The organism is Gottfriedia acidiceleris, from assembly GCF_002128425.1.
GTDB lineage: Bacteria > Bacillota > Bacilli > Bacillales > Bacillaceae_G > Gottfriedia > Gottfriedia acidiceleris.
Genome location: NZ_NESS01000007.1, coordinates 42,868 through 57,040 on the forward strand (window position 1 = coordinate 42,868; position 14,173 = coordinate 57,040).

The 14,173-nt window shown below is 32.7% G+C and carries 13 protein-coding genes; 6 read left to right on the plus strand and 7 right to left on the minus strand.

From position 1 onward, the window contains the following. Positions 1–233: 233 nt before the first annotated feature. Positions 234–1,466: an NAD(P)-dependent malic enzyme gene (locus tag B6K90_RS14165; RefSeq protein ID WP_088013440.1), complete on the minus strand. Its 1,233-nt coding sequence runs from the start codon at positions 1,464–1,466 to the stop codon at positions 234–236. Between the two features lie 135 nt (positions 1,467–1,601). Beyond that, a complete protein-coding gene (dnaE, locus tag B6K90_RS14170) occupies positions 1,602–4,946 on the minus strand; it encodes a DNA polymerase III subunit alpha (protein ID WP_088013441.1) in 3,345 nt (1,114 codons plus the stop codon). Between the two features lie 212 nt (positions 4,947–5,158). Here dnaE and B6K90_RS14175 point away from each other — a divergent pair, with 212 nt between their 5' ends. Together B6K90_RS14175 and ytrI are read left to right on the plus strand one after the other, a co-directional pair. Further along, complete coding sequence (locus B6K90_RS14175) at positions 5,159–5,455, plus strand: YtrH family sporulation protein (RefSeq protein ID WP_088013622.1); 297 nt, start codon at positions 5,159–5,161, stop codon at positions 5,453–5,455. Further along, complete coding sequence (gene ytrI, locus B6K90_RS14180; protein WP_088013442.1) at positions 5,455–5,958, plus strand: sporulation membrane protein YtrI; 504 nt, start codon at positions 5,455–5,457, stop codon at positions 5,956–5,958. The genes B6K90_RS14175 and ytrI overlap by 1 nt, the downstream gene beginning before the upstream one ends. Before the next feature lie 48 nt (positions 5,959–6,006). Here the strand turns inward: ytrI and B6K90_RS14185 are convergent, their stop codons facing one another. Beyond that, positions 6,007–6,945, minus strand: a complete 939-nt coding sequence (locus B6K90_RS14185; RefSeq protein WP_212667539.1) for a DHH family phosphoesterase — start codon at positions 6,943–6,945, stop codon at positions 6,007–6,009. 93 nt (positions 6,946–7,038) lie between these two features. Here B6K90_RS14185 and B6K90_RS14190 point away from each other — a divergent pair, with 93 nt between their 5' ends. Both B6K90_RS14190 and B6K90_RS14195 read left to right on the plus strand, forming a co-directional pair. Continuing rightward, a complete protein-coding gene (locus B6K90_RS14190) occupies positions 7,039–7,329 on the plus strand; it encodes a YtpI family protein (RefSeq protein WP_088013444.1) in 291 nt (96 codons plus the stop codon). A 33-nt stretch (positions 7,330–7,362) separates the two neighbouring features. Beyond that, positions 7,363–8,385, plus strand: a complete 1,023-nt coding sequence (locus tag B6K90_RS14195) for a hypothetical protein (protein WP_088013445.1) — start codon at positions 7,363–7,365, stop codon at positions 8,383–8,385. 92 nt (positions 8,386–8,477) lie between these two features. On the opposite strand, the gene B6K90_RS14200 is transcribed toward B6K90_RS14195, so the two are convergent. Next, positions 8,478–9,794, minus strand: coding sequence for a DRTGG domain-containing protein (locus tag B6K90_RS14200; protein WP_088013446.1), 1,317 nt, complete (start codon positions 9,792–9,794; stop codon positions 8,478–8,480). Between the two features lie 130 nt (positions 9,795–9,924). Then, positions 9,925–10,611 (minus strand): metal-dependent hydrolase, encoded by a 687-nt coding sequence (locus B6K90_RS14205; protein ID WP_088013447.1) that lies wholly within the window; start codon positions 10,609–10,611, stop codon positions 9,925–9,927. A gap of 189 nt (positions 10,612–10,800) precedes the next feature. On the opposite strand from B6K90_RS14205, the gene B6K90_RS14210 reads away from it, so the two are divergent. Together B6K90_RS14210 and B6K90_RS14215 are read left to right on the plus strand one after the other, a co-directional pair. Next, the gene (locus tag B6K90_RS14210) at positions 10,801–11,895 is read left to right on the plus strand and encodes a M24 family metallopeptidase (protein WP_088013448.1); all 1,095 of its coding nucleotides are present in this window, start codon (positions 10,801–10,803) and stop codon (positions 11,893–11,895) included. A 1-nt stretch (position 11,896) separates the two neighbouring features. Next, a complete protein-coding gene (locus B6K90_RS14215) occupies positions 11,897–12,430 on the plus strand; it encodes a GNAT family N-acetyltransferase (protein ID WP_088013449.1) in 534 nt (177 codons plus the stop codon). A 42-nt stretch (positions 12,431–12,472) separates the two neighbouring features. Here the strand turns inward: B6K90_RS14215 and B6K90_RS14220 are convergent, their stop codons facing one another. Both B6K90_RS14220 and ald read right to left on the minus strand, forming a co-directional pair. Next, on the minus strand, positions 12,473–12,757 hold the full coding sequence (locus B6K90_RS14220) for a hypothetical protein (RefSeq protein ID WP_235821806.1): 285 nt from the start codon (positions 12,755–12,757) through the stop codon (positions 12,473–12,475). Positions 12,758–12,893: 136 nt separating this feature from the next. Next, positions 12,894–14,027, minus strand: a complete 1,134-nt coding sequence (ald, locus tag B6K90_RS14225; RefSeq protein WP_088013450.1) for an alanine dehydrogenase — start codon at positions 14,025–14,027, stop codon at positions 12,894–12,896. Between the last annotated feature and the right edge of the window lie 146 nt (positions 14,028–14,173).

The window sequence follows — 14,173 nt, forward strand, 5'->3', positions numbered from 1 at the left end:
TCGATAATATTCAGCTAAATTTCGTCATTCCAACCATTCTACTAACGTGAAATTTGTAGAAATTCTTTAAAAATTATATTATACAATTTTTATGAAATTCCTTTAATTTCCAACAATCTGTGCGCTTTTTTACCACATCTAAGTATTATATCAGATAAAAAAGGATAGTACTACATTACTTAATTTTAGTATTGTAATACTATCCCCATTAATATTGATATCTGGTAATAAAACTATTTAATTAAAGCTAGTTTTTTTGTTTTTTCTTCGATTTCTTTCGGGTCAACATTCAGCCTCGCAACCCCTGTTTCCATTGCAGCTTTTGCCACACTAGCAGCTACTTTTGGAGCTACTCGAGGATCAAATGGTGCTGGAATAATAAAATCTGGTGATAGATCCGCTTCACTTACTAAGCTTGCAATTGCATTTACCGCAGCAATTTTCATCTCTTCATTAATATGTGTGGCACGAACATCTAATGCTCCACGGAAAATTCCAGGGAATGCAAGAACGTTATTTACTTGGTTAGGATAATCACTTCGACCAGTACCAATTACTAATGCCCCAGCTTCTTTTGCATCTTCAGGCATAATTTCTGGATCAGGATTAGCCATTGCAAAAATAATTGGATTTTCGTTCATTGAACGAACCATTTCTTGAGTTACTGCCCCTTTTACAGAAACACCAATAAATACGTCAGCACCTTCTAGAACTTCTTTAAGGCTACCTTGTATTTTATCTTTATTTGTGTATTTAGCCACTTCAATTTTTACGCTATTCATACCAGTTGGACGACCTTCGTAAATCGCGCCTTTCGTATCACACATAATAATTTGGCGAACACCAAAACGATATAATAATTTTAGTATAGCAATACCAGCAGCTCCTGCACCATTTAGAACTACTTTAATATCAGCCATATTTTTATTCACTATTTTTAAAGCATTTACTAAACCTGCAAGTGTAACGATAGCCGTTCCATGTTGATCATCATGGAATATTGGAATATTTGTTTCACGCTTTAAGCGCTCTTCTATTATAAAGCAGTTTGGAGCTGCAATATCCTCTAAGTTTATTCCACCAAATGTAGGTTCTAACAATTTTACTGTTTGAATGATTTGCTCTACATCTTGCGTATTTAAGCAGATTGGAAATGCATCAACACCAGCAAAGCTTTTAAATAACGCAGCTTTACCTTCCATTACAGGTAATGCAGCCTCTGGTCCAATATTACCTAGTCCAAGAACGGCAGAGCCATCCGAAACTACCCCAACCATATTACCTTTCATAGTGTATTCATACACTCTGCTTTTTTCTTCGTAAATTTCTTTACACGGCTCGGCAACACCTGGTGAGTACGCTAAACTTAGTTCTTTAGCATTCGTAACCGGCACCTTAGAAACTGTTTCTAATTTACCTTGGTGTACTCTATGCATATGTAATGCTTCTTCACTTAATAATGACAAACTATTCACTCTCCCTAATGTTGTCGAATTGACTTTTTCAACTCTATATTTCTTAGTGATTTTCTCTTTAAAAGGTACAAATTTCTTTTTTGTATGATATCACATGTTAATAATAAATAGTTTAGAGAAGAATGTCTATTTCTTTAATACAACATTTGCATCTCCTACAATATTTCTTAACATCGAAAGACAATTCATAGAAGGATTCACATAATAGTGTTCAGATAATTGAACAGCTTTTTTATCTTCCTCATAGTAAAGCACAACTTTCGCATGCCCTTTAAACTTAGAGATCGTTTGCTGTATTGTGTAGGAAATATTTTTATTAGTATGTCCCGTTATTTTAATAAATAAAGTATACTTCTTTTGATCGTTTATTTCTTCCATTTCTTCGATTGTAAGAACTTCATTTATTATTAATTGTTTTCTTTCATCCCGTTCATCAACCTTTGCTTTAACTACGACTACTTCTTTTTCTTTTAATTTATGACGGTATTTTTCAAAAGCAGTCGGAAATACGACTCCATCGATCGAAGTACTTAAATCTTCAACTTGTAAAAAAGCCATATGCTGTTGTTTTTTTGTTTTTGTAACCCTTAAATCCTTAATATAGACAAAAAGTAGATGCTCTGTATCTTTCTTCATCATAATTGATGAAATAGTCGCGGCATCACTTTCATTAAGCAACTTCTCATATTGACTAATCGGATGACCTGATAAATAAGTACCTAAAGCCTGTTTTTCGAGTTCAAGCTTAATTGAAATCTTCATTGGCTCCACTTTAATAATTTCTGGTTTAGGAACAAAATCTTCATCAAGAAATAAATCAAATTGATCTTCATTTTCAGGTCTTACTATATCCACATAATCAAAAATCATATCAATATTTGCTAATAGTGTTGCACGGTCGAGCTCAAACTCATCAAAGCATCCTGAAAAAATTAAATTTTCTATACTTTTACGGTTTAACGCTTTTGGTGATATTTTAATACACACTTCAAAAAAATCTTTATATGGGCGTTTTTGTAGAATTTCTCTTACAGTTGCCATTCCTATATTTTTAATTGCTAATAAACTATATCGAATTCCATGCCCTTCAACTACAAATGCATAATCACTTTTATTTATTGAAGGCGGATAAATTGGGATTCCTTTTAACTTTGCTTCACCAATATAATTCGATACTTTATCTTCACTTCCTATAAAACTCGATAATAGAGCTGCATAAAATTCAAGAGGAAAATTTGCCTTTAAATATGCAAGTTGATATGCAATCATACTATAAGCTACAGCATGACTCCTATTAAATCCATAGTTAGCAAATTGGACAATTAAATCGTATACTTCATTTGCAACTTGTTCATCATAACCTTTAAGTATTGCACCTTCTACAAAATGAATTCTTTCTTCATCTAAAACTTCCTTCTTCTTTTTACTTACAGCTCTGCGAAGTAAATCTGCTTCACTTAAAGTAAATCCTGAAAGAGTTGAAGCAATTTGCATAATTTGCTCTTGATATATAATTACTCCATATGTTGGTTTTAATATTTTTTCTAAAACTGGATGAGGATACGTAACATTCTCCAATCCATGTTTATATTGAATAAATTTAGGGATTTGCTCCATTGGTCCTGGACGATATAAGGCGTTAACGGCTACTATATCTTCAAACTGATTAGGCTGTAATTGTTGCAGTACTCTTCTCATCCCTGATGATTCTAGCTGAAATACACCCGAAGTATCTCCCTTACTAAGAATCTCAAATGTCTTTTGATCTTGTAACGGAATTTCTTCCAAATTAATTACTTCACCTTTTGTTTCATAAATTAGTCGGCAAACCTCTTCCAATAGACTTAAGTTACGTAGGCCAAGGAAGTCCATTTTGACCAATCCAAGCTCTTCAAGTATCTCTGCAGGATATTGTGTTAAAAACACTCCATGATTCCCTTCTTGTAACGGGACAACATTTGTTAACGGAAGTTCAGAAATAATAACACCTGCCGCATGTATGCTTGTGTGACGTGGTAATCCTTCAACTTGGCAAGCTACCTCAAATATCCGTTTATGAATACCCGAATGTTCAACATGACTTTTAAATGCTTTTGATTGCTCATAGACATCTTTTAATGTAATTCCTAGTGATGATGGAATTAGCTTCGAATATCGATCTATTTCGGTTGGTGTAAGCCCCATTACCCTGGCAATATCTCGAATTGCTGCTTTTGCTCCTAATGTACCAAATGTAATTATTTGTGCAACATGCACATCACCATATTTTGAAGCTACATAATCAATCATTTCATCTCGTCGATGATCCGGAAAGTCAATATCAATATCAGGCATTGTAATTCTTTCTTCATTTAAAAAACGTTCAAATAGTAAATTATAATGTATTGGATCTACATTCGTAATTTTTAATACATAAGCCACTAAAGATCCCGCGGCGGAACCACGTCCTGGTCCAACAAATATTCCTTGTTCATGTGCATATTTTATAAAATCCCAAACAATTAGGAAGTAATCATTAAATCCCATCTTATTGATTGTATTTAACTCAAATTCTAATCTTTGTTTAAGTTCATCATTCATTTCCCCGTACCGTTCAAACAAACCATTTTCACAAACCATTTTTAAATATTCCAATGTTGAATATTCTTCAGGTACTGGATACTTAGGCAATAATGGCTGATGAAAAGGAATCGTTACATTACATACATCTGAAATATGTATCGTGTTTTGAAATGCTTCCTCTTCTTCAGAAAACAACTTCAACAACTCGGCTTTTGATTTAAAATAATATTCATTCGAATGTAATCTTGGTCTTGATTCGTCCGATAACTTAGTACCATTTTTAACTGAAAATAATGCATCTTGGATAAGTGCATCCTCTTTTTCAATATATCGTACGTCATTTGTAACAACTAAGCTTATGTTTGTTTCCTTTTGTACTTGCTTAATTAATGGATATAGCGAACGATCTTCAGGTAAACTGTGATCTTGGATACTGACAAAAAAGTGATTAAAAATTGATTGATACTCTTTTAAATGAGCAATAGCTCTTTCGATTTCTCCGTTCAATAGTAAGTTTTCAATTTCTCCCTCAATTCCTGGAGTAATTGCAATTACGCCACTACTATATGAAGGTAACCACTTTTTAGGAATTCCTTCTGGTGATTTTGTCCCTATAATACTTGTAAGTTTTAAAAGGTTTTGATAACCAGTCAAATCTTTCGCTAGTAAAATCATCGGATAAGACTGATGTTCATCCATTAAAATTGAGAGTTTCACCCCTATAATTGGCTTAATCCCTGCTTTTTTACACGCATGATAAAAAGGAATTACCCCGTACATGACATTTTCATCTGCAATAGCAAGCGCAGGATGTCCTTTACTAGCAGCAGCGTTAACTAATGCATCTATTTTACATGCGCTTTGCAATAAACTATAAGAACTTTGAACTTGCAAATGAACAAAACTCATCTACACTCCTCCTTACCATCTTATCAATATAATCTATTCTATCACAAAATGCGAACTTACATTCTATTTTTGTTCGTGAAAAATAAAACAAATCAATTATTTTAAACTTACTTTAATACTCATCATACACATAACAATTTGTCCATATATATTAATTGAAGGAGTGAGGACAATTGGAGCTAAAGTTGCCATTTATACCCGCATTAATTTCAATGTATTTTATTTCATTAGGAATCATAATAGGCGGATCGATCATTGGTTCAATCGGTTACTACGTCATTGGACAGCCACCACTGAGCAGCATGTATGATTTATCGATGAAACTACGAATTTGGGCAATAGTTGGAGCGATTGGCGGAACATTTGACACATTTTATAGTTTTGAAAAAGGATTATTTGAAGGAGAAACAATCGAATTTATTAAGCAAATTTTCATGATTATAGCCGCTATGGGAGGAACACATACAGGCACAGTTATTATCCAATGGTTTACAGGAGAACATGTTTAATGAAAGCTCCTCCAGAACGTCTTTCACACGCTTGGTCAAAATTTTTTGTAGGCATTTTTTTCGGGTTTATTATTAGTTGGCTTGTCTTTATTTATTTTTATGGTGTGACAGAAGAAGAGCAAGTAAAACAAATATCCGAATTAAAAATGCTCAATAGAGAATATTTAAGAAATAAAAATATATTCGTTGAAAATATAGAGCGATTGAACAAGGAAAATAAACGAAAATTAACAGTACAAGAAATCAAAGTTACAATATTAAACTACAAACAATACAATATAAATGATTTTACCAATCATCAACTTGTTAGTGATGTAAAGGATGACCTAAGTAATTTACTTACTCAAGATATAAAAAGCGTTTCTCAAAATCGGGAATTATTAAGACGCGCAATCGAAAACAAAGTTTATATTAAAGATGATCGGCGATTTAAACTTGAAATTGATACCATCTACTTTGATACAGTATTAGAAATTACACTAAAAATAAAAAGTACAAAATAATGAGAGGCTGAAAATTCTGATCAGCCTCTCAAATTTATTTTTAAAACTTTATTTTTCTTCTCTACAAACCTTTTTTAATTCTTCCACTACTTTTTCTGCATCTTCCCATGAAAAGACTTTCGCTCCAGATGCAAGCGGATGTCCACCACCGTTAAACATAGCGGCTACTCCATTTATAACTGGTCCTTTTGAACGAAGACGAACTCGAATTAAATCATCTTCTTCTAAGAAGATAACCCAAGCTTTTACTCCTTTTATATGTCCGAGTGAACTTACAGCCAATGAGGCTTGTTCAGAGTTTACATTGTATTCTTCCATAAGAGCCTTTGTCATGTTTATATGACCGACTCCTTCTTCTGTTAATTTAAAATTTTGAAGAACATATCCATTTAGATGAGCCATCTCAATTAATGTTTCGTACATATTGTCATAAATTTCATTAATAGAAAAATCTTTTTTTATCAATTGACTAGCTGCATGAAATGTTCTTTCTGTTGTACTTGGGAATAAGAATCTTCCTGTATCTCCAATAATTCCTGCATAAATTAGTCTTGCAGCTTGGTCAGTAACGACTAACTGTTCATTGCTACTCTCAGCAAGTTCAAAAATTAACTCACTTGTAGAGCTGGCAGTAGTATCAACATGCATAATATCACCGTATGGATCTACGTTAGGGTGATGGTCAATTTTAATCAATTTCTTTCCAGTTGTATACCTTGCATCATCTACTCGTTCAGTATTTGCAGTGTCGCAAACAATGACAAGTGCATCCTTATATACTTCATCTTCAATTTCATCCATTTTATATAAATACTCTAGCGATTGCGGTAGATATCCTACTACATATACTTTTTTTGCAGGATAGCTAGCTTTAATCATCTCTGCCAACCCGCACTGTGAACCGATTGCATCTGGATCTGGGCGAACATGGCGATGAATAATTATCGTATCAAATGAATGGATGTCTTTTAATATTTGTTCCTTCAACATTAAACTCTCCTTTATATGAAAACTTTTGAAATATAGTTTCTATAACTGTAAAATAGAATTATGTATTAGTTATTGAAAGGTGGAAGCTAAGTGAATAGCATTGCAACAATCGTAATTATTTCTTTTCTATTCTTCTTATTTTACGTTACCAAATTTTTCTTTACAAGCGAACTATTAACAAAAAAAATTGCAGGATCGCGTGCAAGATTAACTTTTGGCTTATTCTTGTTGCTTTACGGTATAAATCAAATGGTTGCAAAGCTTGAATTAATAACAATTTGTGTCGGGATTCTTTTCATTCTATTTGGTGCGGCAAATCTATATCGTGGATACTTACAAAATAAGCATTATAAAGCAATAGAAAATAAACAAACTGTTTAATCTAAAAGTAATCTAGAAAGTGAGAAAACTTACATGATGACAGAAGAACTATTTTCATCTAAATTTGATGAACTTGTAGAATTATCACATTCTAGTAATAAACTACAAAAACTACTTACTTTTGCAGAAGAATTAGAGAATCAAGAGGAATGGGGATATTTATATTATGTCAATATGGAATTAGCAGAAACTGCTTTTTCTATTGGTGAAATAGACTTATTTATTGATACGTTTTTATGGTGTTTAGATTTATATGATCAAAACGAAGAACGTATCGAGCAAGAGCAGATTTTATGGCTGTACAAATGGTTATTAGAAATAATACCTCAGTCCCTCAGATTCTCTTTAGAAGACATTCACCATTATTTCGAGGATTTTAAGAATCGATTAGTGATTGCTAATTATTCTTTAAGACCTTATTTTCAAGCTCTATTTATAATGAACATTTATTTAAATAAAATTGATTACGCCAAACAAAACTATCAACTATTTAAAAAATCTCCAAGAGATCATTTAAGTAATTGTGAAAAATGTGAAATGTATAGTGAAATGATTTATTTATTAAAAACTGATCATCTTCAAGATGCATTAAATTTACAAAATAAAATAATGAATAGCACAGTTGATTGTGACGAAGCGATTCACAAATCCTACTCAAAATTACTTCTACCTTTATTAGAAGAAAGCAAAATAGAAGAAGCAATAATCATCCAACAAAAAGCTTATTTTGTAACGTATAATCGCACAAAGTACATTCCTGAATTAAGTGAGCAAATGATTTTTTTAACTTTTTGTGATCCTGACAGAGCAATTGAAATGTTCTATAAACATGTTGATTTATGTGACAATCTTTCGAATCTATCATATAAATTCGAGTTTTGGCTAGCAGCTTTGTTTATGGCGGAAAAATTGAAAATAAATGAAGATGAATTTATTTATGATTTAGAGAAATTAGAGAAAATTGTATATGACTTAGCAAAAGATTTTGATACTAGAAACGAAAATAATGAATTTGTTAATCGAGTTAATAAACTACTTTCTAAAAATACGGGATGATATTTTCATAAACTTCAAAGGCAGGGAATTGTTTTCTGCTTTTTTATATGTAACTAAAAAAATAATGGAAGCCCAAATAGGGCTTCCATTTCTCATCGATCTAATAACTGCATCATCATTAATGCTTTGCCAACTAATATTCCTTGCTGAAATACTTCAACGTCAACTTTTCCAAACTTACGACCTAATTCTAAAACTTTTGGTTTAATTTCAATTACATCATCAATTTGAACTGGCTGTACGAAGTAAATTGTAATATTTTCTACGATTAAGTCCCCTTTTTTCATATCACGAACTGCTCGTTTACCTGCCTCGGTTACAATCGTCGTAAATACGCCATGTGACAGGGTACCAATTACATTCGTCATTTGTGGAGTTACGTTACATCTAATTGTAAATTCATCATTTTTTTGATCTTTATTATTATGAAATTGACTAGTAACGATATCATCAATTGTTTCTCCAACCTGAGGTTGACGTTGTAATTGCTGTAGTGCTTCAAGTACATCTTGACGACTTATAATACCGATTAAGTTATTTGATGTATTTACAACCGGTAGTAGCTCTATGCCTTCCCAAACCATCATTCTAGCAGCTGCCGCAACCGACATCTTTTCATTTACACTTATTGGTTGTCTTGTCATGACTTTATCAATTCTTTGGGTACGTTGTTCATGTATGATATCCTTCGAAGTTACAATTCCTATTAGTTTACCTCGATCATCAACTACTGGATATCTTCCATGGCCAGTGTCTCTATTATGTTCATACCACTTTTCAACATCATCTGATGGAGATAGTGTGGCTGTTTTTTCAGTTGGAATGAGTATATCCTCAACTAGTACTATATCTTTCTTAATTAACTGATCATAAATTGCTCTATTAATTAGCGTTGCAACAGTGAACGTATCATAACTAGAAGAAATAATTGGCATCTTCATTTCATCCGCAAGACGTTTTACACTTTCATCTGTATCAAATCCACCTGTTACTAAAACCGCTGATCCTTCTTTTAATGCTAATTCATGCGCTTTCACTCGGTTTCCGACGATTAATAAATTATTTGCACTAATATATCTCATCATCGCATCAAGTTGCATTGCACCAATAACAAACTTATTAAGTGTTTTATGTAATCCTTCTTTACCACCTAAAACTTGTCCATCAACAATATTAACAACTTCGGCAAAAGTTAATTTTTCAATATTTTCTTTTCTTTTCGTTTCAATTCGAATCGTACCTACACGTTCAATTGTACTTACAAATCCTTTGTTTTCTGCATCTTTAATTGCTCTATATGCAGTACCTTCACTTACACTTAAATCTTTTGCAATTTGTCTTACTGATATTTTATGACCTACCGGTAGTTGTTCAATATGTTCTAGTATTTGATCGTGCTTTGTAGTCAATTACCTCACCAAGCTTTCAATGGTTGTATTAATATTTTTATTAACTATTATATAACAATTCATACCATGAAAAAAAGCACGTTTCAACGTGCTTCTAATACTGTACTAATATTTTCTTCTGTGGCCTATATTACAATACCGAAATTGTCGTATTTGGCTCATGAATGAAACCATTTTTCTTTGGCAATTTTTCAAGGAATTCATTTGGGTCTACTTGGATTGGTGGAAATGTATTATAATGCATCGGAATTACTTGCTTTGCATTAATCCATTCTGAAGCAATTACTGCATCATTGATTCCCATTGTAAAATGATTACCAATTGGTAAATATGCTATATCAATATTTTCATATTCACCTAAAGTTTTCATACCTCTGTATAATGCAGTATCACCAGCATGAAATATTGTTTTACCTGCTATTTTTAATAAAACGCCTGATGGTGGTCCTACATTAATTATTTGTTTATTTTCTTCATCAACAATACTTGAACCATGGATTGCTTCTACTAATTTTAATTTACCAAATGAGAACTCTTTTTCTCCACCAATATGCATAGGGACGACTTTGACACCTTGCCACGAGATCCAAGTTGCTAATTCCACAGGAGCGATAACAGTTGCATCATTTCGTTTTGCTAGTTCAACTGTGTCACCTAAATGATCACCATGACCATGTGTTACATAAATATAATTCACTTTAATATTTTCTACTTTCACATTAGTATGTGGATTGCCGTTAATAAACGGGTCAATAATAATTGAATCATGACCATGTTCTACTAAAATAACACTGTGCCCAAAATATGTAATTTTCAAATGAATTCGCTCCTTTATTTTAAAATTCGTCTCTACCACATTTTAACAGATTATTTTCTATTACAAAAATAAGAAATAAGTTAACTATTTTACGAAATTCGATAAAAAATGATAAAATAAGAGTGTTATAAACTGTAAAGACTTTTTTTGTTTATTGCAGTAATTTGTTTTTAAGAAAGGATGTTACAAATGGAACACCGTATACAAAAACTATCAACTTGGTTAAAAGAGCAAGATATTCAACTTGGATTTATTACATCTACTGAGAACGTATTTTATTTAACTAATTTCCATTGTAATCCTCATGAGCGTCTTTTAGCTTGTCTTGTATTTCCAAATGAAGAGCCTATTCTTGTTTGTCCACAAATGGAAGTTGGACATGTACAAAATGCTGGTTGGAAATATGACGTAATAGGCTTTAATGATAGCCAAGATCCTTGGGCAATGATACAAGAATCATTAGCAAAACGTAATATTACAGTAAATCGTATGGCGATCGAAAAAGAACATCTTCTTGTTGGCCGCTATGAAAGATTAGTACAACTTTTCCCTGGAGTGCAATTCCTTGCAGCTGAGGAAAAATTACATGACTTACGATTAATTAAAGATAGTGAAGAAATTCGTCGTATGCAAGTTGCTGCAGAAGCGGCTGACATGGCTTGCCAAATTATTGTTGATCGTATTGCTGAAGGCAAAACAGAAATGGATTTAATTGCTGAAATGGAATACGAAATGAAGAAAAAAGGTATTTCTAAAACTTCATTTAGTACTTTAATTTTAACTGGTGCAAATTCAGCTTTACCACATGGAAATCCAGGTACAAACCCAATTAAAAAAGGCGATTTCGTACTTATGGACTTAGGTTTTATCGTTGATGGATATTGTTCAGATATTACTCGTACAGTAATGTTTGGTCAACCAAATGAGCAACAACGAGAAATTTATGAAACCGTTTTAAAAGGTCAACTTGCTGCAATCGAAGTAAGTAAACCAGGCGAAGTATTAGGAAATGTTGATCGCGCTGCTCGTCAAATCATCACAGACGCTGGATATGGCGAATATTTCGTTCACCGTATTGGTCATGGTTTAGGTATTGGTATCCACGATTACCCATCAGTAAATGATTCAAATACTGGTATTATTAAAACTGGTATGTCATATACAATTGAACCAGGAATCTATGTTCCAAATGTTGGTGGAGTTCGAATTGAAGATGATATCGTTATTACAGAAACTGGTGCAATGACACTAACGAAGTTCCCTAAAGAATTAATCATTCTATAATATGAATCAAGACGAATTAATAAATATTCGACAAGTACTTCCCTCAGATATCCCTATTATGCATAAATGGGAATGTGATGATGAGATTGGGAAACTTGTAGGAATAGAAAATCCACGTTCTTTAGATGAAATGGTACGAGGCTATGAAAAATACTTTGGCGGACTTAAACCTAATCTTCATTTGTTCACAATCGAATACAACGGTATTTGTGTTGGAAGAATCGAATTAGGAAATCTTGATCAAGAGAATAATCATGCCGCTTTTGGAATCGTAATAGGTGATCGATCAATGCAAAATCAAGGACTTGGTTCATTTGCATTAAATTATCTACTAAATTATGCTTTCAATGAATTAAAACTCATAAAAATATATGGTGAAGTATACGAATTTAATATCGCTTCACAAAATTTCCTTACAAAATTAGGCTTCCATTTAGATGGTATATTGCGTAAGCATGAGTTTTTTAAAGGCGCTCATCGTGATATGTATCAATATAGCATTTTGAAAGAAGAATATAATTTGAATCAGGAATAAAGAAAAGAATCCCTTTCTTCAGATGAAGATAGGGATTCTTTTTTAAAGTTTTTGAAGGATCGTATGTTGCAATGGAACCCCACCCATTGATACATTTCGTTCAATTAGATGATATTGTTTACCATTTATTATAAAAAGTCTATTCCCTCTGTATTCAACTGTTTTACCTTGGCTTTCTAGCTCAGCCTTCACAGCCTTCGCATATTCTTTTAGATCTATATAACGCTCATCTAAATCTAATGTAATATTTTGGTTACGATAACCCATTAGCCAGTTAAACCCAAAAACACCTGCGAACAGAATAATAAGTATAAAAATAAATTCCAATATACTCACCCCTTTTTACATAATTTGGAAATAACAATTTAATTTTACTATAAATATAAAGAAAATGTTATCTGAACCTAAAAATAATATAAAAAATCCCTTTACCTATATGGATAAAGGGATTTTTATTAATATATTAGTTTGTAGAAACAGATGTACCTTGTAATAAAGTAGTTGCTTCTTTGTATTCTAATCCGTGAGCTTCTGCTACTGCTTCGTATGTTACGTATCCATCAAGCGTATTAATACCTTTGAATAATGCAGTGTTTTCTAAGCAAGCTTTTTGATAACCTTTGTTTGCAATTTGAACTGCATAAGGTACAGTAACATTTGTTAATGCCATAGTAGAAGTACGTGGTACTGCACCAGGCATGTTTGCTACAGCGTAGTGTACTACTCCATGCTTCTCATATGTTGGGAAATCATGAGTCGTAATACGATCTGTTGTTTCGAAAATACCACCTTGGTCAATTGCAATATCAACTACAACTGAACCTGATTCCATAGATTCGATCATTTCTTTTGTAACAAGTTTTGGTGCTTTTGCACCTGGTATTAATACTGCACCGATTACAAGATCAGATTCTTTAACCGCTTCAGCAATATTGTAAGGGTTTGACATCAAAGTCGTAATTTGATGACCAAAAATATCATCTAATTGACGTAAACGATCTGGATTTAAATCAATCATCGTTACGTGAGCACCAAGACCAACAGCTACTTTAGCAGCATTTGTTCCTGCTACACCTCCACCAATGATTGTAACCTTTCCACGACGTACTCCTGGTACCCCACCTAATAAAATACCTTTTCCGCCTTTATTTTTCTCAAGGAACTGAGCACCGATTTGAGCTGACATACGTCCTGCTACTTCACTCATTGGAGTTAATAACGGTAATGTATTGCCAACTTGTACAGTTTCGTAAGCAATTCCTACTACTTTATTATCAATTAAAGCCTTAGTTAACTCAGGCTCTGGAGCTAAGTGTAAGTATGTGAATAAAATTAATCCTTCACGGAAATATCCATATTCACTTGGAATTGGTTCTTTAACTTTCATAACCATTTCATTATTCCAAGCCTCTTCAGCTGTTTCAACAATTGTAGCGCCAGCTTTTACGTATTCTTCATCAGTAAATCCTGAACCAAGACCAGCACTTGTTTCAATGTAAACAGAATGGCCATGTCCAACTAAGTTCATTACTCCAGCTGGTGTCATTGCTACACGGTTTTCGTTATTTTTTATTTCTTTTGGTACCCCAATACGCATGTTATTTCCCCCTGAAATATATTTAATTCGTGCCTCTTAGGATGAGTTCTATTTAGTAAAAATTAATACATTTTTATATTAACACAAAACAATAAAGCAGAAAATGAAAACGCTTAATTTCGTTTAATAATTATTAATTCAGACTC